The sequence below is a fragment of the Nonomuraea zeae genome, from assembly GCF_005889725.1.
In the GTDB taxonomy this organism is placed as follows: Bacteria; Actinomycetota; Actinomycetes; order Streptosporangiales; family Streptosporangiaceae; genus Nonomuraea; species Nonomuraea zeae.
Map to the genome: position 1 here is coordinate 1 of NZ_VCKX01000125.1, position 21,903 is coordinate 21,903.

General features: G+C 71.4%; 20 protein-coding genes. 12 read left to right on the forward strand and 8 right to left on the reverse strand.

All coding sequences use genetic code 11. The annotated features are described in order from the left end of the window. Window positions 1–210: 210 nt before the first annotated feature. The 6 genes from ETD85_RS33155 (at window position 211) to ETD85_RS33180 (ending at window position 7,496) form a co-directional block, all read left to right on the forward strand. Window positions 211–1,761 (forward strand): MFS transporter, encoded by a 1,551-nt coding sequence (locus ETD85_RS33155; RefSeq protein ID WP_138693758.1) that lies wholly within the window; start codon window positions 211–213, stop codon window positions 1,759–1,761. A gap of 166 nt (window positions 1,762–1,927) precedes the next feature. Next, a complete protein-coding gene (locus tag ETD85_RS33160) occupies window positions 1,928–2,539 on the forward strand; it encodes a TetR/AcrR family transcriptional regulator (protein WP_138693759.1) in 612 nt (203 codons plus the stop codon). Between the two features lie 75 nt (window positions 2,540–2,614). Then, on the forward strand, window positions 2,615–3,214 hold the full coding sequence (locus tag ETD85_RS33165; protein ID WP_138693760.1) for a GNAT family N-acetyltransferase: 600 nt from the start codon (window positions 2,615–2,617) through the stop codon (window positions 3,212–3,214). Window positions 3,215–3,382: 168 nt separating this feature from the next. After that, window positions 3,383–5,569: a right-handed parallel beta-helix repeat-containing protein gene (locus ETD85_RS33170; RefSeq protein ID WP_138693761.1), complete on the forward strand. Its 2,187-nt coding sequence runs from the start codon at window positions 3,383–3,385 to the stop codon at window positions 5,567–5,569. Between the two features lie 131 nt (window positions 5,570–5,700). Then, the gene (locus ETD85_RS33175) at window positions 5,701–6,120 is read left to right on the forward strand and encodes a cupredoxin domain-containing protein (RefSeq protein ID WP_138693762.1); all 420 of its coding nucleotides are present in this window, start codon (window positions 5,701–5,703) and stop codon (window positions 6,118–6,120) included. Continuing rightward, window positions 6,117–7,496 (forward strand): hypothetical protein, encoded by a 1,380-nt coding sequence (locus ETD85_RS33180; protein ID WP_206058865.1) that lies wholly within the window; start codon window positions 6,117–6,119, stop codon window positions 7,494–7,496. The genes ETD85_RS33175 and ETD85_RS33180 overlap by 4 nt, the downstream gene beginning before the upstream one ends. A 7-nt stretch (window positions 7,497–7,503) precedes the next feature. On the opposite strand, the gene ETD85_RS33185 is transcribed toward ETD85_RS33180, so the two are convergent. Next, entirely contained in the window at window positions 7,504–8,280 is a 777-nt protein-coding gene (locus ETD85_RS33185) for an ABC transporter permease (RefSeq protein ID WP_138693763.1), read from the reverse strand. Continuing rightward, window positions 8,277–9,227: an ATP-binding cassette domain-containing protein gene (locus ETD85_RS33190; RefSeq protein WP_138693764.1), complete on the reverse strand. Its 951-nt coding sequence runs from the start codon at window positions 9,225–9,227 to the stop codon at window positions 8,277–8,279. Before ETD85_RS33190 ends, ETD85_RS33185 begins: the two co-directional genes overlap by 4 nt. 48 nt (window positions 9,228–9,275) lie before the next feature. On the opposite strand from ETD85_RS33190, the gene ETD85_RS33195 reads away from it, so the two are divergent. After that, entirely contained in the window at window positions 9,276–10,025 is a 750-nt protein-coding gene (locus ETD85_RS33195) for a TetR/AcrR family transcriptional regulator C-terminal domain-containing protein (RefSeq protein WP_138693765.1), read from the forward strand. Here the strand turns inward: ETD85_RS33195 and ETD85_RS33200 are convergent. Then, complete coding sequence (locus ETD85_RS33200; protein WP_206058851.1) at window positions 10,022–10,867, reverse strand: hypothetical protein; 846 nt, start codon at window positions 10,865–10,867, stop codon at window positions 10,022–10,024. The genes ETD85_RS33195 and ETD85_RS33200 overlap by 4 nt on opposite strands. Between ETD85_RS33200 and ETD85_RS33205 the strand changes: the two genes are divergently transcribed. Continuing rightward, complete coding sequence (locus ETD85_RS33205) at window positions 10,838–11,542, forward strand: TetR/AcrR family transcriptional regulator (RefSeq protein WP_240779592.1); 705 nt, start codon at window positions 10,838–10,840, stop codon at window positions 11,540–11,542. The genes ETD85_RS33200 and ETD85_RS33205 overlap by 30 nt on opposite strands. Window positions 11,543–11,552: 10 nt before the next feature. Here the strand turns inward: ETD85_RS33205 and ETD85_RS33210 are convergent, their stop codons facing one another. Next, complete coding sequence (locus ETD85_RS33210; protein ID WP_138693766.1) at window positions 11,553–11,972, reverse strand: MerR family transcriptional regulator; 420 nt, start codon at window positions 11,970–11,972, stop codon at window positions 11,553–11,555. A gap of 74 nt (window positions 11,973–12,046) precedes the next feature. Between ETD85_RS33210 and ETD85_RS33215 the strand changes: the two genes are divergently transcribed. Next, window positions 12,047–12,691, forward strand: a complete 645-nt coding sequence (locus ETD85_RS33215; RefSeq protein WP_240779593.1) for an SDR family NAD(P)-dependent oxidoreductase — start codon at window positions 12,047–12,049, stop codon at window positions 12,689–12,691. Window positions 12,692–13,237: 546 nt separating this feature from the next. Here ETD85_RS33215 and ETD85_RS33220 read toward each other — a convergent pair. Further along, the gene (locus tag ETD85_RS33220; RefSeq protein WP_240779594.1) at window positions 13,238–13,696 is read right to left on the reverse strand and encodes a MarR family winged helix-turn-helix transcriptional regulator; all 459 of its coding nucleotides are present in this window, start codon (window positions 13,694–13,696) and stop codon (window positions 13,238–13,240) included. 4 nt (window positions 13,697–13,700) lie between these two features. Next, the gene (locus ETD85_RS33225; RefSeq protein WP_240779595.1) at window positions 13,701–14,699 is read right to left on the reverse strand and encodes a hypothetical protein; all 999 of its coding nucleotides are present in this window, start codon (window positions 14,697–14,699) and stop codon (window positions 13,701–13,703) included. 196 nt (window positions 14,700–14,895) lie between these two features. Here ETD85_RS33225 and ETD85_RS33230 point away from each other — a divergent pair, with 196 nt between their 5' ends. From ETD85_RS33230 to ETD85_RS33240, 3 genes are read left to right on the forward strand one after another with little or no spacing between them, the layout of a single operon-like run. After that, a complete protein-coding gene (locus ETD85_RS33230) occupies window positions 14,896–16,302 on the forward strand; it encodes a family 2B encapsulin nanocompartment shell protein (RefSeq protein ID WP_138693768.1) in 1,407 nt (468 codons plus the stop codon). A gap of 38 nt (window positions 16,303–16,340) precedes the next feature. Further along, entirely contained in the window at window positions 16,341–17,690 is a 1,350-nt protein-coding gene (locus ETD85_RS33235) for a family 2 encapsulin nanocompartment cargo protein terpene cyclase (protein ID WP_206058853.1), read from the forward strand. A gap of 26 nt (window positions 17,691–17,716) precedes the next feature. Beyond that, window positions 17,717–18,562 carry a geranyl diphosphate 2-C-methyltransferase gene (locus ETD85_RS33240; protein ID WP_240779596.1) on the forward strand — a complete coding sequence of 282 codons (846 nt, stop codon included), beginning with the start codon at window positions 17,717–17,719 and terminating at the stop codon, window positions 18,560–18,562. Window positions 18,563–18,581: 19 nt separating this feature from the next. Here ETD85_RS33240 and ETD85_RS33245 read toward each other — a convergent pair whose 3' ends face one another. Then, window positions 18,582–20,354 (reverse strand): NAD+ synthase, encoded by a 1,773-nt coding sequence (locus tag ETD85_RS33245; protein ID WP_138693769.1) that lies wholly within the window; start codon window positions 20,352–20,354, stop codon window positions 18,582–18,584. Between the two features lie 52 nt (window positions 20,355–20,406). Continuing rightward, window positions 20,407–21,900 (reverse strand): BTAD domain-containing putative transcriptional regulator, encoded by a 1,494-nt coding sequence (locus tag ETD85_RS33250; RefSeq protein WP_138693770.1) that lies wholly within the window; start codon window positions 21,898–21,900, stop codon window positions 20,407–20,409. Window positions 21,901–21,903: the final 3 nt, after the last annotated feature.

Consider the following 21,903-nt stretch of genomic DNA (forward strand, 5'->3'; position numbering starts at 1 on the left):
GGGTGGGGTGTGAGCGGAGTACGGAGGGCTGGTTCCGCTCGGGGCACGGCGGGTGGTTTCCAGCGGGAGAGCCGCTGCTCACCGTGGCGTCAGGGTGGACGTCGGCGGGAGTTTTCCTGGAGTTTACGAAACGGGACCGTTGCGTATCGGAATGCCTTGCGATACGGTATCGTTGCGAAACTCAGACGTATCGAAATTAAGGACACTTTCATGGACCCGAATTCAGGGCATCCACGCCGTTGGGGGATCCTCGGCGTGCTGGTGTTCAGCTTGCTGGCCGTCGTACTCGACAACACGATCCTCAACGTGGCGATGAAGACCATCGCCGACAAGACGGTCGGTTTGGGCGCGACGCAAGGCGAGCTTGAATGGGCGATCAACAGCTACACGCTGGTGTTCGCCGGGTTGCTGTTCACGTTCGGCGTGATCGGCGACCGGACAGGGCGCAAGCGGATGTTGTTCATCGGCATGGCGCTGTTCGGCCTGGCCTCGCTGGCCAGTGCCTACTCCCAGGATCCGATGCAGTTGATCCTGGCCAGGGCGGCGATGGGCATCGGTGGTGCGGCGATCATGCCGGCGACCCTGGCCATCATCTCCAACGTCTTCCCGCCCGCTGAGCGCGGCAAGGCGATCGGCGTGTGGGCCGGTGGTGTGGGGCTTGCGGTGGCGATCGGCCCGATCACGGGCGGCCTGCTGATCGAGCACTTCTGGTGGGGCTCGGTCTTCCTGATCAACGTGCCGATCGTGGTGGTCAGCATGATCCTCATCGCCACCGTCGTGCCCGAGTCGCGTGACCCGAAGCCGTCCAGGCTGGACCCCGTCGGCGTGGTGCTGTCGATCATCGGTCTGGTCTCCATCGTCTACGGCATCATCCGCGGCGGCACGCTCGCCACCGTGGCCAGCGCCGAGGTGCTGGTGCCGACCCTGTTCGGCGTGGCGGTGCTGGGCGTGTTCGTGTGGTGGGAGCGGCGCATCGATCACCCGGTCTTCGACGTGCGCAGCTTCAACAACGTCCGCTTCAGCTCGGCCATCGGCATGATGGGCATCGTCTTCTTCGCGATGATGGGCGGGATGTTCTTCCTGACCTTCTATCTGCAGGTCGTGCTGGGCTTCTCGCCGCTGCAGGCGGGTGCGCTGATGATCCCGTTCGCCGCGGCCCAGCTCATCTTCGCGCCGCTCAGCCAGCGGGTGAACGAGCGGTTCGGCGCCAAGCTGTCCGCGACGGTCAGCATGATCGTGGTGACGGCGGCGCTGGGCAGCTACGCGTTCATGGACCAGAACACGCCGATCGTGCTCATCGAGATCATCTTCTTCGTCCAGGGCACCGCGATGGCCAACATCATGCCGCCCGCCACCACCGCCATCATGGAGTCGCTGCCCAGGGAGAAGGCGGGCGTCGGCTCGGCCATGAGCAACACCGTCCGCCAGGTGGCCGGCGCGCTCGGCGTGGCCGTCCTCGGCTCGGTGCTGTCCTCCAGCTACCGCGGCGAGATGGCCTCCACCCTGGCCTGGCTGCCGCCGGACGCGCGGCACGCGGCCGGCGAGTCGGTCGTGGCCACCGTGGGCATCGCGCAGGAGCTCGGCGAGCGGGGCCAGGCGATGATCCAGCCCGCGTTCACCGCGTTCATCCACGGCATGCACATCACCGCGCTGGTCTCGGCGGTGATCGGGTTGATCGGTGTCGTGGTGGTCGCCCGGTGGATGCCGGGAAAGCCGCGTCCGGTCACGCAAGCGGAACATAAGGAACCGGCGGTAGTTTGACATCCTCCCCTGCCGGACAGGCGGGGGAGGAGCAGCCGAGTTCGCGCCGAGAGGAGGACAGGTTGAGGTACGCGCACATCAGGGGGGCCGACGCGCTCGACCGTCCCCACGTATCCTGCCCGCCCCGAAGCACGGGGCACCCTTGTAGATATACGGTGAGACCGCGATGACGATCCAGGAACCAGTGACTGCCCGGCCGGCCGGCCGTCCCCGCAGCGAGAAGGCCGAAAAGGCGATCATCGATGCGACCCTCGACCTGATCGGTGAGGGCATGGGCGTCTCGGAGCTGTCCATAGAGGCGATCGCGTCGAGAGCGGGCGTCGGCAAGACGACGATCTACCGGCGCTGGTCCAACAAGGAGGACCTCGTCGTCGACGCGCTCTCCACGCTGAAGGCGCCGCTGCCGGTGCTCACCGGCGAGTCGGTGCGCGCCGACCTGATCAGCCTGCTCGACGCCATGCGCAGGGAGGCGGGCCAGCGCCGCAGCCGCTGCGTGATGAACATCGCGATGAACGAGGCCGACCGCCACCCGCGGCTGATGGAACGCTTCCTGAAGCGGGCCGTCGAGCCGCGCAGGGAGGCGATGCGCGCCGTGATCGAGCGCGGCATCGCCTCCGGTGAGCTGCGCGCCGACCTGGACGTCGACCTCGGCATGGCGATCCTGTCCGGCACCATGCTCTGGCACACCAAGTGGGGCCCCGCCGGCGACCTTCCCGCCGACCTGGCCGAACGGGTCGTGAACGCGGCCCTGGCGGGAATGGCCCCCGAGGGCCGGTAGTCCCGGCACGTGGTGCTCGATTTACGACAAAGTGCCTGATCACGTACGGACATGCGGGGTGTTAGCGTCCATCGCATGACTGAACTGATCGCTCCCACGGAACGGCTCCATTCCTCGTGGCTCGCGGCGCGCGACGAGTGGCACCCTGGCGCTCACCAGGACGGGGCGGGCTTACGGCTGGTCGTCGACGATGAGCTCGACAGCCCGGACGGGTTCGCCTCGTGGGTGCAGCAACTGCGCGAGCAGTCGGACTGGTCGCTGCCGGCCGGGGAAGGACTCGTCCACGCCACCCACTGGTGGATCGTCGAAGGTGAGACCTATCTCGGAGCCATCGATCTCCGGCACTATCTGAACGGCATCCTGCTGGAAGGCGGCGGGCACATCGGCTACAGCATCCGGCCGTCCGCCAGGAGGCGAGGGCTGGCCACGTGGGCGCTGGGCGAGGTTCTGCGCGAGGCGCCGGCGCTCGGTCTGGACCGGGTCCTGCTCACCTGTGACGACGGCAACGTCGGTTCGGCACGCACCATCGAAAGCAACGGTGGTGTCTTGGAAGATGTGCGCAGCACCGAGATCGGGGTCAAGCGCCGCTACTGGATCGTTCTCGATGACGCTGGTCGCAGCCGTTCGCCGATGACGGCGACGAGGGCCGGTGCCTCGTGGCGGGCGGTGAGTTGACCACCTGGCTGCTGGTGCTCACCCGCCCGATGAGCATGATGCCTGTGGCGGCCGGCTCGGTGGCGACGCCCGGCGATCCGCGGGTGTGATCATTCCGATCTTGATCCACTTTCGTGGCACGCCCTAGGCAGAACATGAGCGTTGCTCTACTCTCGCGCCATGCCCCCCATGCGCAGAATCGCGATGATCGTCGCGCTCACCTCAGGCCTGCTGTTACCCGCCGGCGCCGCCCTGGCCCACGAGGAGCGTCCGGTGACGTTCCCCGATGGTTCCGGGACGGTGCCGGTGCTGCGGGCAGGCGAGCCGGACCTGCTCGTCTGCACCTCGGACAAGGCCGACTTCGAGCGGAGAATCGCGACGTTTTCCGCGGAGCTCAAGCAGCGCAACCTCGACCTTTTCGCAAAATGCCAGAAAAGCGGGGTCAGAAACCTGCAAGAGGCGGTCGATCAGGTCAGCCGGCCCGGAATGACGATCGCTCTCCTGCCCGGTCTCTACCGTGAGGAGCCCAGCCGGGCCGCCCCCACCGGTGAGTGCGCCAATCTGCCCGCCCGGTGGTCGAGCTGGGGATACCAGATCCTCAGCTTCGAACAGCAGCAGAAGTGCCCGCACAACCAGAACCTCGTCGCCATCCTCGGCAAGAAGGACCTGCAGATCGTGGGCACGGGAGCCGGTCCGCTCGACGTGGTCGTGGACGCCGAGTACCGCAAGCTCAACGCCATCCGCGCCGACCGCACCGACGGCATCTACTTCAAGAACTTCACCGCCCAGCGCACCACGTTCAACTCCCTGTACGTCCTGGAGACCGACGGCTTCGTCATCGACCAGGTCCTCACCCGCTGGAACGACGAGTACGGCTTCCTCACCTTCGCCAGCGACCACGGTCTTTACACCGACTGCGAGGCGTACGGGAACGGCGACGGCGGCCTCTACCCGGGCAGCGCCTCCAACCTGAACGACGGCCGCGGCCACGACGTGCCCCGCTACGCCATCGAGATCCGCCGCTGCAAGAGCCACGACAACGCGCTCGGCTACTCGGGCACCGCGGGCGACTCGATGTGGGTGCACGACAACGAGTTCTACAACAACATGGTCGGCGCCACGATGGACAGCCTCTGGCCCTCCCACCCCGGACTGCCGCAGAACCACGCGAAGTTCGAGAACAACAAGATCTACGACAACAACCGCGACTACTACCGCCACACCCGCGACGGCACCTGCGCCAAACCGCCGGCCGAGCGCGGCTACGAGCGCGGCGTGGTCTGCTCGCAGGTGGGCGTGCCGCCGGGCACGGGCATCCTGGTCGCCGGCGGCAACTACAACGTCTTCAAGGACAACCACCTGTGGGGTCACCAGGGGGCGGCCTTCCATCTCTTCGGCGTGCCCGCGTTCATCCGGGGCGAGAGCGATCTGGCCAAGCAGGCCGACACGTCCAACTACAACCGGTACGAGGGCAACGTCTTCGGCGTGAGCCCAACGGGGGAGCGGCGGCCGAACGGGCGCGACGTGTGGTGGGACGGGCAGGGCACGGGCAACTGCTGGCAGGGCGACACGGGTGCGTCGTCGCCCGCCGTGCTGCCAGTGTGCGCGGCCAAGGCGCCCGAGCTGTCGGGCGGGGCCGAGCGGCTGCTGGCCGAGCCCGTGAAGATCATCAAGCTGTATCTGTGCGCGGACTTCAGCGCCTCGGACGCCCGCCTGCCCGCTGGATGCGACTGGTTCGGCGCGTCGGGGCTCGGCAAGGTGGAGGCCCAGCTCGCGCTGGGCGGCTCGGTGGTGCTGGGGCTGCTGGCGGGGCTGTTCTGGTGGCGCTCCCGGCGGACCGCTCGCCGCCCCGGCGGCCCCCGGGCGGCGGACGGCGGCGCCGGGGCGGCGGATGACGGCGCCGCAGTGTCGGACGGCGGCGCGGGGATGTCGGACGGTGGCGCCGGGGCGGCCGACGGCGGCGCCGGGGCCGGGGCCGGAGGGTCGGTGAGCGTGCGGCGGGGGCATCGGCTGATCGTGGCGGGGACCGTGGTCGGCCTGCTCGGGCTCGCGCTCGACGTGGTGGCGGCGGCGGTGGACAGCCCGGCGCAGGCCGGGGTCGCGCTGCTGTTCATGGCGGCGTGGTGGCTCTGCCTGGGGACGGCGCTGCGGGCCGGGCGGCCCGTTTTCGGCTGGTTCACCATCGTGCTGGGGGTGCTGGCCTGCGCCGACGCCTTCGACCGGGTGGTGCAGCTGATCCCGCTCCTGCCGCTCGGGCCCGGGTGGATCCGGGGACTGGTCACCGGGTTCTGGGTGCTGTGCGCGGTCGTCGTGCTGGCGCCCAGGCGCAGCCGTACGGCGGAGGTGGCCTCCGCCGAGACGGGGGTGCCCGCATGAGACGACCGGCCGCCCACCCAGGCGCCGCCGCCGTCCACGCGGGTACAACCAGCGGGAGTGTGGGTGCTGCCGTCCGGGTCGGGGTGGCTGGTCGGGCGGGCCCGGCTGGTCGGGCGGGTGTGGGCCGCTGGATGAGCGCGGCCGTCCGGCTGAGTGCGGCCGTTCGGGTGAGTGTGGCCGGGATGGCGGGGGTGCTCGTGTGCGTGCTCGCCACCGCGTGCGGCCCGCTGTCGGAGACCCATCGCAATCCGGGCAACAGCCACCAGGTGGCGACAGGAACGCCGAGCGGGCGGCCCGAGGCCGAGATCACGATCGCCGGCGGCCGGGTGAGCCCGCCCTCGGGATGGCTGGAGGTGGCCAAGGGGCAGCAGGTCAGCATCACGGTCACCAGCGATGTGGCCGACGAGCTGCATGTGCATGGCTACGACCTCGAGGCAGAGCTGCGGCCTGGGGTCCCGGCGACGGTGCGGTTCACGGCGAACCTGACCGGCGTGTTCGAGGTGGAGACCCATCGGAGCGGCCTCGTGCTCACGCAGGTCGCGGTCCGATGAGCGGGGTGCTCGCGCACGGGGTCGGCAGTCGCGGTGACCTGCCGATCCCGCTGTTCTACGCCTACGCGGGCGCGTTCGCGGCGCTCGTGGTGTCGTTCCTGGCGCTCGGCCTGCTCTGGGCCGATTCGCGTTTCCGCGGTGACCGGGCGGGCCGGGTGATCGAGGTACGGGTGCCCGCCCGGCCGGCGCGCGTCCTGGCCCTCCTGGCCGCCCTCTACACCCTCGGCTGGCTCGCCGCCGGCCTCGCGAGCGGGACCACCTTGAGCCCGGCGGGTGGGAACGGCCTGAGCCCCGGGAGCGGCTTGAGCCCTGGGAGCACCTTGAGCCCCATGGACGGGAGCAGCGCGAGCCCCCTGCCCGCGACCGGCCCGAGCCCGAGCCTGGCGGAGGGGATCGCCGTGCCGGTGGACGAGAACGCGGGCCCCTACCTCGTGTACGTGCTCTTCTGGGTCGGCCTCGTCCCCGCCTCGCTCCTGCTCGGCCCGATCTGGCGGTCGCTGAATCCGTTCCGGCTCCTCCCCGACCGCCCGCGCCGCCCGCTCCCGCCCCGCCTCGGCTACTGGCCCGCCGCAGCGGGACTGCTCGCGTTCACCTGGATGGAGCTGGTCGCCCCCGACCCCGCCGACGCCCGCACGTTGCTGATCTTCTTCGCCGGGTACGCCGCCGTCCAGCTCGCCGGCACCTGGACGTACGGCCACGCCTGGCTGGAACGCGGCGACCCGTTCGAGGTGTACTCGACCCTGATCGGCCACCTGTCACCGATCGGCAGGAGGGCGGACGGCCGCCGCGTCCTGCGCAACCCCTTCGACGGCCTCGACGCCGTCCAGCCCGCCCCCGGCCTGGTCGCCACCGTCTGCGTCCTGCTCGGCAGCACCGGCTACGACGGCTTCTCCACCGCCCCCGTTTGGGTGGACGCCCTGCAGTCGGGCCCGCTCGGCCGCACGGCCCTGGGCACGCTCGGCCTGCTCGCGGCGGTGGCGGGCGTGGCCGTCCTGTACGCCGCCTGCCTCGGCGCGGCCGGCCTGATCGGCGGCACGAGAGGGCTGGGCGCCCGCTTCGCCCACTCCCTGGTGCCGATCGCCACCGGCTACCTGATCGCCCACTACTTCTCCCTGCTGCTCATCGAGGGCCAGCGGGCGATCATCCTGGCCCTGGGCCTGGACGCCGAGCCGGACCAGAACGTCGTCGCCCCGGCGACGATCGCCACCGTTCAGGTGCTGGCGATCGTGCTCGGCCACGTCGCGGGCGTGGTGGCCGCCCACGACCGCTCGGTACGGCTGTTGCCGCCCGCCCGCGCGGTCGCCGGCCAGATCCCCCTGTTCGTGCTGATGATCTGTTACACCGTCGGCGGCCTGACCCTCCTCCTGGCCGCCTGAGCGGCGATCACGAGGACGTCCTGCGGCGGAACAGCACCGCCGCGACCGGGACGCTGACCGCCACCGTGCCCGCCAGCCACCCGGCGGCCACCACCCCGGCGGAGCCCATCGGCTGGTCGAGGAGCAGCGCCCGCAGGGCGGTCACGATGGGCGTGGCCGGCTGGTTCTCGGCGAAGGCCCTGAGCACGTCCGGCATGGTCTCCGCCGGGACGACGCCGTCCGACAGGTAGGGCAGGAACAGGACGATGAAGCTGAACGCGCCCGCCGCCTGCGTCGATCTGACCAGCAGGCCCCACAGGACCGCGAGCGAGGACATCGCCAGGACGTACCCCACGATCAACAGCAGCACCAGCGCCCAGTCGGCCGGGCCGGCGGAGGGACGGAAGCCCAGCGCGACCGCCGCGGCCAGGGAGATGGCCGCTGCGGCGACGTTGCGGATAACTGAGGCCACGACGTGCCCGGCGGGCACGACCCAGCCGCTGATCGGCAGGGTGCGGAAGCGGTCGATCATCCCGCCGGTCATGTCGTCGGCGATGTTCACGGCGGTCAGCGCGGCCCCGTACCCGCTGGACATGAGCAGCACGGCGGGCACCACGAAGTCGATGTAGGCCAGCCCGCTGGAGCCGGTGGTGATCGCGCCGCCGAAGACGTACACGAACAGGACCATGATGAGCACGGGCAGGGCCGTGTTCACGATGAGGCTGTCGGGGATGCGCAGCTCGCGGCGGATGTCGCGGACGACGAGGCGGCGCAGGTCGCCGGCCGCGGTCAGGGGGCCGTTCATGCCGCGGCCGTCGTGAGCTCGAAGAAGACGTCGTCCAGCGTGGGGGTGCGCAGCTCGACGCGCTCGGCGGCGACGCCGGCGCGGTGCAGCAGGTCCAGGGTGTGGCGCAGGTGGTCGGGGCTCTGGAGGGCCAGGGTGAGCTCCCGCGCGTCCACGTCGATGTGCGGCCCGGAGCCGGCCAGCGCCGCCCCCGCCCGCGGTACGTCCTCGGCCCGCGACAGGTGCAGCACCAGGCGTTCCGAGCCGACCTGGCGCTTCAGCGCGGCCGGCGAGTCGTCGGCGACGACGCGGCCGCCGTTGATCACCGCCACGCGGTCGGCGAGCTGGTCGGCCTCCTCCAGGTATTGCGTGGTCAGCAGGATCGTGGTGCCCGAGCCGAGCAGCTCGCGGATCACCGACCACAGCTCGGCCCGGCTGCGCGGGTCGAGCCCCGTGGTCGGCTCGTCGAGGAACAGGATCCGCGGCGCCGGCACCATGCTCGCCGCGAGGTCGAGCCGGCGGCGCATCCCGCCGGAGTAGGTCGCGACCCGGCGGTTCGCGGCCGCGGCCAGATCGAAGCGTTCGAGCAGCTCCGCCGCTCGCCGCCGGGCCTGGCGGCGGCCCAGGTGGTACAGGCCGGCGAACAGCTCCAGGTTCTCCCGCCCGGTCAGCAGCTCGTCCACGGTGGCGTGCTGGGCGGTGAGCCCGATGGCGCGGCGTACCGCGGGGCCCTCACGGGTGACGTCGTGCCCGCCCACCGTGGCGGTGCCGCCGTCCGGGGCGAGCAGCGTGGTCAGGATGCGCACCGTGGTCGTCTTGCCGGAGCCGTTGGGGCCGAGCAGGGCCAGCAGCGAGCCGGTGGGGACGCTCAGGTCCACCCCGGCCAGGACGCGCGTGCCGCCGAACGACTTGACCAGCCCCTCGGCATGGATCGAATCTGTGAATGGCGTACTGTGTATGACGTTCATGGTTTTAAGGTAGTGCAGAATCCTAGGGGCGAGTCAAGGAGGAATTCGATGGCGGAGGAATGGTCGCTGCCACCCGTCGTGGAGCGGATGTGGGGGCGCGAGCAGGTCTCGCGCCGGGGCCCGCGTCCGCGGCTGGACCTGGCGCGGATCACCGCCGCCGCCATCGAGATCGCCGACGCCGAAGGGCTCGCCGGGGTGTCGATGGCCGCCGTGGCCGCCCGGGTGGGCGTGGCGACCACGGCCCTCTACCGGTACGTCGCCAGCAAGGACGACCTGCTCACCGCGATGAGCGACGCCGTCGCCCCCCTGCCGCCCGAGCCCGGCGAGACGCCCTGGCGCGACTACCTGGCGCTCTGGACGCGGGCCCAGCGCGACCTCCTGCTCCAGCACGACTGGCTGCTGTCCATCGTCCGGCTCTCCCCGCCGATGGGCCCGCGGCGGCTGCTGTGGCTGGACCGCGTGCTGGCCGCGCTCGACGGCCTCGGGCTCGACGACGGAGAGAAGATCAACGTCGCGAGCGCGCTGACCGGCTACGCGCTGACCGACGCGGCGCTCGTCCACGGGGTCGGCGCGGGAGATCCGCACCTCGCCGACGCGGGGCTCGCCGGCGCGGCCGACTACGGCGACATGCTCGCCCAGGTGCTCGACCCCGAGGTCTACCCCGCCCTGTCGGCCGCGGTGCGCGGGGGCGCCCTGGGCGGCGCCGAGGGCTGGGTGGACGACGGCGACTTCCTGTTCGGCCTCGGGCTGCTGCTCGACGGCGTCGAAGCGCTGATCGCCCGGAGGGCCCGCCCCTAGACGGTGAGGTCGGACGGGAGCGGCTGCTCGGTGAGCAGGCGCCGGACGCGGTCCGGGCCGGTCGCCCACGACCGGACCAGCTCCCATCCGTGGAAATATCCGAAGATGTACGGGAGCATCGGCGACGGCCGGAGCAACCCGAGCGCCGGCGCGACCTCGCCCTCGCCGTACAGGGCCCACCTGGTCAGGTACGCGGCCAGCTCCGCTTCCGGCCTGCCCTCGGCCGCCAGCAACGCCGCGTTCCCCCAGACGCCCCACAGCACGTTCCTGGCATGGTGGATCGCGGCGGGGTCGCTCCCGCCGGGCCGCAGGCCGGCCTCGGGGAAGACGTGCTCGTTCAGCCAGACCTGGGCCTCGTCGCCGGGGAACACCAGCTCCTCGGCGAGCAGCCCGAGCCCCTCGCTGAGCCCGAACGACGGCGACGGCAGGAACCGCACCTGCTGCCGGACACCCAGCCGGAGCTCCTTGAGCATCGACTCGGCGATGTGTCCCGGATGGCCCTCGTGGGCGACCAGATACAGCAGATCGGCCAGGTTGAAGGGGATCGCCTTGTTGATGTGGATCGTGGACCTCAGCCCGCCCTCGTAGTCGCCGGCTCCCTGGAACGCCACCCCCTCCACGAGCCGGCACTCCACGACCTCCCCTTCGGGCAGGGGGACGATCGCGCACGTACGGGCCCGCGTCTCGGCCACCGCCTTGGCGACCAGCCCGGGCAGCCGCTCGATCGGCTCCAGCGTGTGCGCCGCCTGCCACGCCCGCAGCCGGTCGGCCAGCGAGCCGGAGGTCCTCGGCAGGGCGGCGTCCAGCTCCGCGTGCGCCTGCTCGAACACCTGCTCCGGCACCCGCCGCGGCTCCAGCCCCAGGCACTCCCGCGCGTACCGGGCAGGCCGCGCCTGTCGCGTGAGCGCATCGTCGAGGCCGCGGTCGCCCTGCTGGACGCCGAGGGCGCGGCCGGGTTCTCCATGCGGGCCCTGGCCGCGCGGCTGCGGGCGGGCACGATGTCGCTCTACGAATACGTCGAGAGCAAGGAAGACGTCCTGGACCTGGCCCTCGACGAGGTGATCGGCGAGATCGAGCCGGCCGGTCCCGGCCCGTGGCGCGAGGCCCTGGTCCGGCAGCTCATCCAGAACAGGGACGTCATGCGGCGCCACCCCTGGGTGCCCGCGCTCACCGCCACCCGCCCCCTGCTCTGCCCGAACGCGCTGGCGCGCCCCGGCCTCTTCTACGCCGTGCTCGCCGCCGCCGGGCTGAGCGGCCCCCTCCTCGTGGCCGCAGTCGGGACGCTGACCTCCTACGTCAACGGGTACGTGGCCGCCGAGAACACCTGGTGGGCCACGATCCGCACCCCTGGCGCCGACGCCGAGATCCGCGCCAGGGTCGCCCGCCACCTCGACGAGCACGCCGCCGACCTCTCCCGCCTGGCCCAGGTGGACGAGGGCGACTTCGACACCCAGTTCCTGCTCGGGCTCGGCCTCGTGCTCGACGGGATCGCGACCCGCCTGCGGCCCGAGGCGTAGCGGCGCCTGCTCACCGCTCCAGGGGCTGGTCAGGCACAGTCGTGGGCACAGTCGTGGGCTCGGTGGTGGGAGGGGTGGCGAGCACGGTGGTGAGCATGGTGTCCAGCGCGGCCTGCGACATCTGGAGCCGTTCGATCGTCTCCGCGATGCGCCGCTGCTCCCGCCGCAGGCTGGTGAGCATGCCGGGGCACGCTGACGGCACCATCCTCGGGCCCTCGTCGTGCACGCAGTCCAGCAGCCGCCCGATGACCACCGTCGGCAGCCCGGCGGCCAGCATGGTGCGGATGTGGCGGACGGCGGCGACGTCCGCGTCGCCGTACTCGCGGTAGCCGTTGGGCAGCCGCAGCGGCCGCAGCAGCCCCTGCTCCTCGTAGTAACGCAGCAGCCGCCTGCTCACCCCGGTCTCGCGGGCGAGGTCACCGATCCTCATACGCTTCCTTGACCTTCACATGTATGTGACGCCTTAGCGTCGCCAGTGTCAGTGCCAACAACGTGAAGGAGCCGATGATGCCGGGTGCAGTGATCGTGGGTGCGGGGCCGGGGATCGGGCGGTCGGTCGCCCTGCGGTTCGCGAAAGAAGGACTGCCGGTCGCGCTCATATCGCGCTCCGGCGGGACGCTGGGTCTTGAGGGGATGCCGGCGTTCCGGGCCGACAGCGCGGACGAGACGGAGCTGCGCGCGGCGCTCGACGCGGCGGCGGCCGAGCTGGGCACGCCGGACGTCGTGGTGTACAACGCCGCGATCATCCGCCCGGACGCTCCGGGGGAGGCGACCGTACGGGATCATCTGGACGCCTGGGCGGTCAACGTGGTCGGGGCGCTGATCACGGGCGCGCACGTCGCCCCCGCGATGGTGGGGCGGGGCGGCGGCTCGTTCCTGATCACCGGCGGGATGCCCGAGCCCAAGGCGGCCTACACGAGCCTGTCCCTCGGCAAGGCGGGCGTGCGGACGCTGGTGCGGCTGCTCGACGAGGAGTACGGTCCCGGCGGCGTCCACGTGGCCAGCGTCACCGTCGCGGGACCCGTCGCACCCGGCACGGCCTTCGATCCCGACGACATCGCCGAGCACTACTGGCGCCTGCACACCCAGCCGAGGGACGCGTGGGAGCAGGAGATCCTGCACAGCGGCGAGCCGCCCGCCAGACCGTGACCTGCCCGGCCGCCCAGCCGAGGCCGCCGCATGCCCGGCTCTCGTGGCCATGGCCTGCCCGGCTGCCTGAGACGTGCCCTCGCCGCCGCTGACCAGCTCCGTCCACTCCTCCGGCTCCCAGGAGAGGGGACGCAGGTGCCGTACGCGATCGGCGTGCGCGGGATCGCCGGACCTCAGCACCTCGACGGCCGCCCGGGGCAGGGCCGGCGCGCTGACCACGTAGGTGGGCCCGCCGGACACGGTCAGGCCGGCCCCGAGCAGCGCGCGGCACTCCTCCAGCACGGCAGGAGGCCGGCCGGGCGGCGCGTGGGCGGCGCGGGCCACGAGGGCGAGCAGCCGCGTGGCGAGCTCGTCCGGCACGTCGCGGGCGACCGCCGCGGTGAGGCCGCCGGAGGCCGACCCGATCACCAGCTCCTCCGGGCCGGGGAGCCGGCCGCGCCCGTCGAGGGCCCAGATGGTGCCGATCTCGATGCGGAGCAGGTCGAGGTCTTCGAGGGGAGTGGCGGTCACGGGGGGTCGTGCTCCTCAGGAGTGCGAGGGGGAGTCTCAGGAGATCGAGATGAGCTTGATGAGGTCCTCGCGGAAGCGGGCGTAGTCTTCGACCGCGCCGAGCAGGTCGCCGGAGTCGCGCTCCTTCTCGCGGGCGTGCGCCAGCACCTCCGTGCCGCGCTGGGTCAGCTCCACCAGGGCCCGGCGGCGATCGCGGTCGTCGGTGCGCTTGCCGATGTAGCCCGAGCGGAGCAGGTGGCCGATCGTCCGGCTCATCGTCTGGTCGGTCACCCGGCAGGCCACCGCCAGCTCGCGCTGGGTCAGCGGACCCGCGGTGAGGTGGTGCAACGCGATCAGGCCCGCGTGGGTGAGCTGGTGGGCGGCCAGGAAGTCGTGGAAGCGCCGCTCGACCAGCCGCGCGGCCACGGACAGCAGCCGGCCGGTGGGCCAGGAACGGATGTCGGCGCGCACCTCGTCGGCCGCCTCGGCCACGTAACGTGCGTCTTCGCCCACCACGCGCTCATTGTACGGCGCGCGCCCGCACCAGCCTGGCGGCGCGCAGGCCCAGCCACAGCAGCACGGCGAGCACGGCCACCAGCAGGTATTCGATGGCCGGGATCCGCACGATCGCGGACACGCCGAGCGGCTGGCCGCGCAGGGCGTACACGGTGAGGGCGGCGCCCGCGTAGCCGAGCCCGATCAGCCACCGCGTGCCCCGCCCGAGGCCGAGCCCGTGCATCTGGGTGACGATGAAGACCCCGAGGAAGCCGAACAGGAACATCGGCCACGCCCCGCCCGGCCCGCTGTTCATGACGGCGACCAGCGTGCCGTGCGCCGCCACCGCCAGCTCCAGCGTGACGGTCCACCAGCGGGCGGTGTGCGCCCGCGTCAGGAACAGGCTGCCCTGCAACAGCAGCAGGAACATGTACATGAATCCGATCAGGTGCCCGCTGGTGGTCTCCGCCGGGTGGTACCAGAAGGTGTAGACCGCGGCCCAGCTGAACAGATAGCCGTGGTAGCGGCGGGCGAAGGCGACGATCTCCGCGCGGATGGGCGCCGGGCGGCCGAAGAACAGGCCGCGGCGCCGGTTCTCCATGAGCAGCACCGCCACCAGGAGCAGGATCACCGATCCCTGCGAGCTGAAGATCGACACGTCCTGCGCGAGCCCGTCGTAGAAGAGCTGCGTCTGCAGCAGGTGCAGGACGACGAAGCCGGTGTTCACCGCCAGGGCCACGACGTTGACCGGGTGCAGCCCGGAGGAGTAGCGGCCGACCTTGGTCTGCGCGTAGTGGATCAGCCACCAGAACGCGATCTGGTGAGCCGCGTAGCCGCCCCAGGCCGACAACCTGGTCCACACCGTCGGCTCGGGGAGCTTCCAGTAGTACCAGGACGCTCCTTGGTCGGGCAGCAGGGCGACGCCGTGCAACCGCTGGCCCAGCAGCCACACCAGCCCCGTCAGCACCAGGCTGGCGGCCACTCCCGCCGCCAGCACGCGCCCTGCCGACAGTTTCTTCAGCATGCTGAACATTATCCAAGAATTCTCAGCCTGCTTAACGACTCCTGTCCTTATGGCTATACGGCTCTTACCTGAGCGGCAGGAGGCCATGACCGGCAAGAGACTCTACCTATAGTATCTGTTTAATTACTTTCTGTAGTTGTCGGCTGGCTGCGCGGGGGATGCCGGGTTCGATCCACTTGAGCGATTGCGAGGAAGCATGTCCACGGAGTCAACGGAACCCGGGACCGAACCGCGGCTGAGCCTGGACACCAGGGCCGCCCGCAATCTGGCCACCACCACCAAGACCCGCCCGCAGATGCAGGCCATCACCTCCCGCTGGCTGCTGCGCATGCTGCCCTGGGTCGACGTGCGGGGCGGCACCTACCGGGTCAACCGCAGGCTCACGCACACGGTCGGCCGCGGCCGGGTGAGCGTCGTGCAGAACGGCGCCGACGACGTGCGCATCATCCCGGAGACGCTCGCGGAGCTGCCCCCGCTGCGCGGGTTTGACGACCTCGGCGTCCTGGAGGCGATCGCCGCGACGTTCACCCCTAGGGACATCCAGGCGGGAGAGATCCTCGTCGAGGCCGGCGACCCGGTCACCGAGACGTACGTCATCGCCCACGGCCGCCTCGACCGCCTGTCCACCGGCAAATACGGCGGCACGGAGGTCCACGGCGTCATCGCCGACGGCGACCAGTTCGGCGACGAGGCGCTCGGGCAGGAGGACCCGCGCTGGCTGTTCACCGTCAGGGCGGCCACGCCCGGCACCATCCTCGTCTCTCCGTGGTCCCGCTTCCAGGAGGTGCTCGGCGCGTCCCCGGCGCTGCGGCAGCACATCGCCCGATACCTGGAGGAGACCCGCAAGCCGGTCAACCGCCGCGGCGAGGCCGCGGTGGACGTCGCCGCCGGGCACGTGGGGGAGCAGCCCATCAACGGCACGTTCGTGGACTACGACCTGCACCCCCGCGAGTACGAGCTGAGCGTGGCCCAGACCGTCCTCCGCGTCCACTCCCGCGTGGCCGACCTCTACAACGACCCGATGAACCAGGTCGAGCAGCAGCTCCGCCTGACGATCCACGAGATCCGCGAGCGCCAGGAGTGGGAGCTGCTGAACAACCGCGAGTTCGGCCTGCTGCACAACGCCGACTACGGCCAGCGGATCAACACCTGGTCGGGACCGCCCACCCCCGACGACCTCGACGACCTGATCAGCATGCGCCGCAAGACGCGCCTGCTGCTGGCTCACCCCAAGGCCATCGCCGCGTTCTTCAGGGAGTGCAACAAGCGCGGCCTGGTGCCCGGCAGTGCCAACGTCGAGGGCCACGAGATCCCGGCCTGGCGCGGCGTGCCCATCTTCCCCTGCGGCAAGATCCCGCTGTCCGCCCACCAGACCAGCTCGATCATCGCCCTGCGCACGGGCGAGGACGACCAGGGGGTCGTCGGCCTCTACCAGACCGGCATCCCGGAGGAGTACGAACCGGGGCTGAACGTCCGGTTCATGGGCGTCAACGCCAAGGCGGTGATGTCCTACCTGGTCAGCGCGTACTTCTCGGCGGCGATCCTGGTCCCGGACGCGATCGGGATCCTCGAGAACGTCGACACCGCCGCCCCGCGCTCCTGACCGGCCGGCCAGTCCAGGATCGGAGAAGAAGAGACGCCATGCCAGATGAGGCCGCGACACCGCGCCCGTACCACGACCCCCTGCCCATCCCCACGGGCCCGACCGGCCTGGGAGCCGCCGCCCTGCGCTGGGCCGAGACGTCGCGGCCCGCCGGGAGCGCGGCCGCCGGAGCGGTGCCGGTGCCGGTGGCCCCGAGCGGCCTCGGGACCTCCACGCTCCGCTTCCAGGACCTGCCGCGCCCCGTGCCCGTGACGGGGGACCCCACCGGAGGCGTCGCGGAGGGCCCGGTGGAGGGCCCGGTGGAGGGCACAGCGGAGGGCACAGCGGAGGGCACAGCGGACGACGGGCACGAGCCCGCCGTCCTGCCGCCGGTCCGCCGCGGCCTGCCCGCGCTCGTGCCGCTGCCCTACCTGGAGCGCGAGTGGGGCGACGGGTCCTATCCGCCGCTCTACTGCCCCGGCACCGTACGCGACGACGAGGCACTCGGCGCGGAGGTGAACCGGCGGCTCGTGGCGTGGGCGGAGCGGACCGGCATCTACGCCGAGCAGCTCGGCAAGTTCGGCGAGACCGGGTTCGGGCGGCTGGCCATGCTCGCCCATCCCGACAGCGACGACCCCGACCTGCTGCTGGTGGGGGCCCAGATGAACGCCGCCTGGTGGGCGTCGGACGACTACTACGCCGACGAGAGCGACCTCGGCGCGACGCCCACGGAGCTGCCCCCGCGCCTGGCCCTCGTGACGTCGGCCATGGACCCGCCCCCGCCCGCGGGCGACTACACCCGGCAGCTGGAGGAGGCGATCGCCGCGGATCCCGTCCTGGTCGCGCTCAGGTCGGCCGTCGGCCACGTCTCCCGCCATGCCAGCCCCGCACAAAGGATGCGCATCTGCAACATCACCTCCCAGATGTACGTGAGCTGGACCGCGTACGCCGCCTGGCGCTACCTGGAGACGCCACCGCCCGTGTGGCGCTACCTCGCGGCCCGCCAGCACGACAGCTTCTACACCTCCATGACGCTCATCGACATCGTCGCCGGCTTCGAGCTGCCCCCCGACCTCTTCGGCGACCGGCGCTTCCACACCGCCCTCATGCAGGCCGGCACCGCCAGCGTCATCGTCAACGACCTCCACTCCGTGGCCAGGGAGGCGGCCGACGAGCTGCCCGACTCCAACCTGGTCCTGCTCATCGCCGCGGAGGAGAAGTGCTCGATCAGGGAGGCGACGGAGACCGCCGTCTTCATGCACAACGACTTCGTGAAGGGCTTCGAAGCCAGCCAGCGGGCGCTGTCCGCCGTCCCGTGCGCCGAGCTGCAGCGCTTCTTGCGCGGCGCCCAGGGATGGATGGCCGGTTGCCTCGAATGGCACGGCTCCAGCAGCCGCTACAACTCGTGAAAATCCATAACGAAAGGAGCTCGTCAGTGACTGCCAACCCCGTGCTCAGCAGCCTCTACCAGCATTCCGTCGCGGACTATTGGAACGCTGAGCAGAACCCGGTCAACCTGCGCCTGGGCGAGGTCGACGGCATCTATCACCACCACTACGGCATAGGCGAGGTGGACTGGTCGGTCTTGGACGGCCCGGAGGAGACCCGGCAGGAACGCATCGTCGCCGAGCTGCACCGGCTGGAGTCGGCGCAGGCCCAAGTCCTCATCGGGCATCTCGGCGACCTGCGGCCGCACCATCGCGTCATGGACGCGGGCTGCGGCCGGGGCGGCTCCAGCCTCCTGGTCAACATGCGGCACGACTGTTACGTGGACGGCGTGTCGATCTCCGAGTCCCAGGTGTCGTTCGCCAACGAGCGGGCCAAGGAACGTGGTGTGGACGACAAGGTGCGCTTCCACTTCCGCAACATGCTCGACACCGGCTTCGAGGCGGGCTCGTACCAGGCGATCTGGAACAACGAGAGCACGATGTACGTCGAGCTCTCCCTGTTGTTCGCCGCGCATGCCCGGCTGCTGGCCCGCGGCGGCCGCTACGTGACCATCACCGGCTGTTACAACGACGCCTACGGGCTGCCGTCGCGCGCCATCAGCCAGATCAACGCCCACTACATCTGCGACATCCACTCGCGCAGCACCTATTTCAAGGAGATGGCGGCCAACCGCCTCGTGCCGATCAGCGTGATCGACCTCACGGCGGTCACCATCCCCTACTGGGAGCTGCGCGCGAAGACCCAGCTCGCGACCGGCATCGAGGAGGCGTTCCTCGACGCCTACCGCAACGGCAGCTTCCAGTACCTGCTCATCGCCGCGGACCGCGTCTGAGGCAGGCCGGGCCCGGCGCCTAGCCGGTGGTCTCGCGCCAGCGGTTGGTGATCGGCAGGCGGCGGTCCCTGCCGAAGTTCTTGGGGGTGATCTTGGGGCCTGGCGGATACTGGCGGCGCTTGTACTCCGCCAGGTCCACCAGCCTGATCACCCTCGTCACCAGGGCCGGGTCGTGGCCCGCCGCGATGAGCTCCTGCGAGCCCATGTCCTTCTCCACGTAGTCGTCGAGCAGCCGGTCGAGGACCTCGTACGGGGGCAGCGAGTCGGTGTCGCGCTGGTCGGGCCGCAGCTCGGCGCTCGGCTCCTTGGAGATCGAGTTCTCCGGGATCGGGCGCTCGGCGCTCATCAGGAACTGGGGCTCGGAGTGGGCGTTGCGCCACCTGGACAGCTCCCACACCATCGTCTTCGGCACGTCCTTGATCGGGGCGAAGCCGCCGGCGGAGTCGCCGTAGAGGGTCGAGTAGCCGGTCGCCAGCTCGCTCTTGTTGCCCGTCGTCAGCACCAGGTGCCCGTGCTCGTTGGACAGGCCCATGAGGATCATGCCGCGCACCCTGGCCTGGAGGTTCTCGGCGGCCAGGCCGGACAGGTCGATCTCCTTCTCGAAGGCGTTGACGATCTCGGCGATCGGCACGACCTGCGAGTTGACGCCCTGCCTGCGCACCAGCTCCTCCGCGTCCGCCAGGGAGTGCTCGGAGGAGTAGCGCGAGGGCATGAGCACCACGTTGACGCGGGAGGGGCCGATGGCGTCGGAGGCGATCGTCGCCGTCAGGGCGGAGTCGATGCCGCCTGAAAGCCCCAGGATGACCGAGCGGAAGCCGTTCTTGGCCACGTAGTCCCTGACCGCGAGCACCAGCGCCGAGTAGACCTCCGCGTGCAGGTCGAGCCGCTCGGCGATCCTGCCGGGCGCCGGTTCGTAGGGCGCCACCGGCTCGGAGGAGAGCACGACGCGATCGACCGTGATCGTGGTGCCGTCGCCCGCGTCGTGCGGGAACGCCCCGATCGGGGCGTCGGAGACCGGCAGGTCCAGGTCGACGACCAGCAGCTCCTCCGTGAACTGGCCGGCGCGCGCCACCAGCTCGCCCGCGCCGTCCACGACGATCGAGTCGCCGTCGAAGACCAGCTCGTCCTGCCCGCCGACCTGGTTGACGTAGACGAGCGCGCACCCGGCCTCGCGCGCCCTGCGCGCGCACAGCTCCAGGCGTACGTCGTCCTTCTCCTTCTCGTACGGCGAGGCGTTCGGCACGACCAGCAGCCCGGCCCCCGCCTGCCCCACGACGGCCACCGGGCCGCCGTCCTGCCAGAGGTCCTCGCACACCGCGATCGCGACGTCCACCCCGTGCAGCCGGAAGACCGGCAGCCGGTCGCCGCGCACGAAATAGCGGTATTCGTCGAACACCCCGTAGTTCGGCAGGTGGTGCTTGGCCGTGCGGATGACCACCTCGCCCCGGTGGAGCAGCGCGGCCGCGTCGAGCGAGGCGCCCTTCGGCTGGCCCACCCGGGGAGCCAGGCCGGCGCGGTCGACATAGCCGACCACCACCGGCAGCTCGCCCAGCCCTTCCCGCTCCAGCGTGCGCGCCACCTCGTCCAGGGTCTCGATGCTGGCGTCCACGAAGGACGTGCGCAGCACCAGGTCCTCGACGGGATAGCCGGTCAGGAACATCTCGGTGAAGACGACGAGGTGGGCTCCGCGCTCGGCGGCGTCGCGGGTCCACGCGAGCAGCCGCTCCGCGTTGGCGGTCAGGTCGCCGACAACCGGGTTCGTCTGTGCCAGGGCAATGCGCAGTTGGGCCACATGACCACCCTAGTACGCCCCGATTTTTATCGTCAAAGAGACGAAAAGAACCTCATTTCGCGACAGAGGTGCCCGGGGTGACCAGCCCCGACTCGTACGCGGCCATCACCAGCTGCGCCCGGTCGAACAGCCCGAGATGCTCCAGCAGCGACTTGACCAGGACGCCGACCTCCTCCTCCGGCAGGGCGAGCGTCTGGCCGATCTGCCGGTTCGTCAGGCCCCTGGCGACGAGTTTCAGCACGTCGAGCCGGTCGTCGGAGAGCCCGGCCAGCGCCGGGGGAGAGGCCGGGTCGGTGCGCCCGGCGAACGCCGAGATCAGCCGCGTGGTGACCGCCGGGTCGATCAGCGCGTCTCCGGCCGCCGCGGCCCTGATCGCGGCGAGGAACTGCTCGGGGTCCGACGTCTTCAGCACGAATCCGCTCACGCCCGCTCGCAACGCCGCATACAGGTTCTCGTCGCTGCCGAACGTGGTCATCATCACCACCTTCGGGGGCCGCTCCCCGGACAGGATCCTGCGGGCCGCGGCCAGGCCGTCGAGATGCGGCATCTGGATGTCGAGCAGGACCACGTCCGGCCGCGTCTCGCGGACGCCCGTGATCGCCTCCTCGCCGTTGCAGGCCTCCCCGGCCAGCTCCACCCCGGCCTCGACCTCCAGCATCGCCCGCAGCCCCGCGCGTACGAGTGCCTGGTCGTCGGCCACCAGGACGCGCAGCACGGCCGCCCCTTCCCGCGCGCCGGAATCCGGCACGGCGGGTGCGGGAGGCGCGGCGGGACCGGCGGGTGCGGGAGGTGCGGCGGGCGGCTCTTCCAGGCGCTGGGCGAGCATGTCGGCCTCCAGGCGCTTCAGCCCGGCCGACAGGTCGAGCCCCAGCTCGTCCCGCCACACGGCGCGCGCCCTGCGCAGCGCCGCGAGCGCGTCGCCCTGGCGGCCCATCCGGTAGAGGGCCACCGACAGCAGCCGCCAGGCCTCCTCGCGCAGCGGGTACGCCGACGCGTGCGCCTCCAGGTCGGCGACCAGCGAGGTCGCCCGGCCCAGCGCCAGCCCGGCGTCGGCCCGTCGTTCGACGGCGATCAGCCGCAGCTCCTCCAGCCTGCCCGCCTCGGTGGCGGCCCAGCTCAGCTCGGCGAACTCGGCCAGCGCGGGCCCCCGCCACAGCCCCAGCGCGGTGTCCATGGCCGCCCACACGCCCGCTGGATCGCCGTCCGACTTGACCAGGGACTCGAACCGCCACGCGTCCACCTGCTCGGTCGCCGCGCGCAGCGCGTAACCGGGCGGTGCGGACACCAGCACGCCCGCCTCCTCGCGCGGCGCGCGGTCCGGTTCGAGCGCGCGGCGCAGGCGGGAGACGTAGCCCTGGATCGTGGACAGGGCCTGCGCGGGCGGGCTGCCCGGCCAGAGCTCGTCGATGAGGGTGTTCACGGGCACGGCACGGCCGCCGGCCACGAGGAGGCGCGCGAGCACGGCTCGTTGCCGCTGGCCGCCGAGATCGAGGGGGGCGCCGTTGGACCAGGCCTGGAACGGTCCCAGCGCGGTGAAGGTCAGCATGTC

Excerpts from the sequence above, each read along its gene's own strand:
- ETD85_RS33155 (WP_138693758.1), top strand. The coding sequence starts at position 211 with ATGGACCCGAATTCAGGGCATCCACGCCGTTGGGGGATCCTCGGCGTG.
- ETD85_RS33160 (WP_138693759.1), top strand. The coding sequence starts at position 1,928 with ATGACGATCCAGGAACCAGTGACTGCCCGGCCGGCCGGCCGTCCCCGC.
- ETD85_RS33165 (WP_138693760.1), top strand. The coding sequence starts at position 2,615 with ATGACTGAACTGATCGCTCCCACGGAACGGCTCCATTCCTCGTGGCTC.
- ETD85_RS33170 (WP_138693761.1), top strand. The coding sequence starts at position 3,383 with ATGCGCAGAATCGCGATGATCGTCGCGCTCACCTCAGGCCTGCTGTTA.
- ETD85_RS33175 (WP_138693762.1), top strand. The coding sequence starts at position 5,701 with ATGAGCGCGGCCGTCCGGCTGAGTGCGGCCGTTCGGGTGAGTGTGGCC.
- ETD85_RS33180 (WP_206058865.1), top strand. The coding sequence starts at position 6,117 with ATGAGCGGGGTGCTCGCGCACGGGGTCGGCAGTCGCGGTGACCTGCCG.
- ETD85_RS33185 (WP_138693763.1), bottom strand. The coding sequence starts at position 8,280 with ATGAACGGCCCCCTGACCGCGGCCGGCGACCTGCGCCGCCTCGTCGTC.
- ETD85_RS33190 (WP_138693764.1), bottom strand. The coding sequence starts at position 9,227 with ATGAACGTCATACACAGTACGCCATTCACAGATTCGATCCATGCCGAG.
- ETD85_RS33195 (WP_138693765.1), top strand. The coding sequence starts at position 9,276 with ATGGCGGAGGAATGGTCGCTGCCACCCGTCGTGGAGCGGATGTGGGGG.
- ETD85_RS33210 (WP_138693766.1), bottom strand. The coding sequence starts at position 11,972 with ATGAGGATCGGTGACCTCGCCCGCGAGACCGGGGTGAGCAGGCGGCTG.
- ETD85_RS33215 (WP_240779593.1), top strand. The coding sequence starts at position 12,047 with ATGATGCCGGGTGCAGTGATCGTGGGTGCGGGGCCGGGGATCGGGCGG.
- ETD85_RS33225 (WP_240779595.1), bottom strand. The coding sequence starts at position 14,699 with ATGCTGAAGAAACTGTCGGCAGGGCGCGTGCTGGCGGCGGGAGTGGCC.
- ETD85_RS33230 (WP_138693768.1), top strand. The coding sequence starts at position 14,896 with ATGTCCACGGAGTCAACGGAACCCGGGACCGAACCGCGGCTGAGCCTG.
- ETD85_RS33235 (WP_206058853.1), top strand. The coding sequence starts at position 16,341 with ATGCCAGATGAGGCCGCGACACCGCGCCCGTACCACGACCCCCTGCCC.
- ETD85_RS33250 (WP_138693770.1), bottom strand. The coding sequence starts at position 21,900 with ATGCTGACCTTCACCGCGCTGGGACCGTTCCAGGCCTGGTCCAACGGC.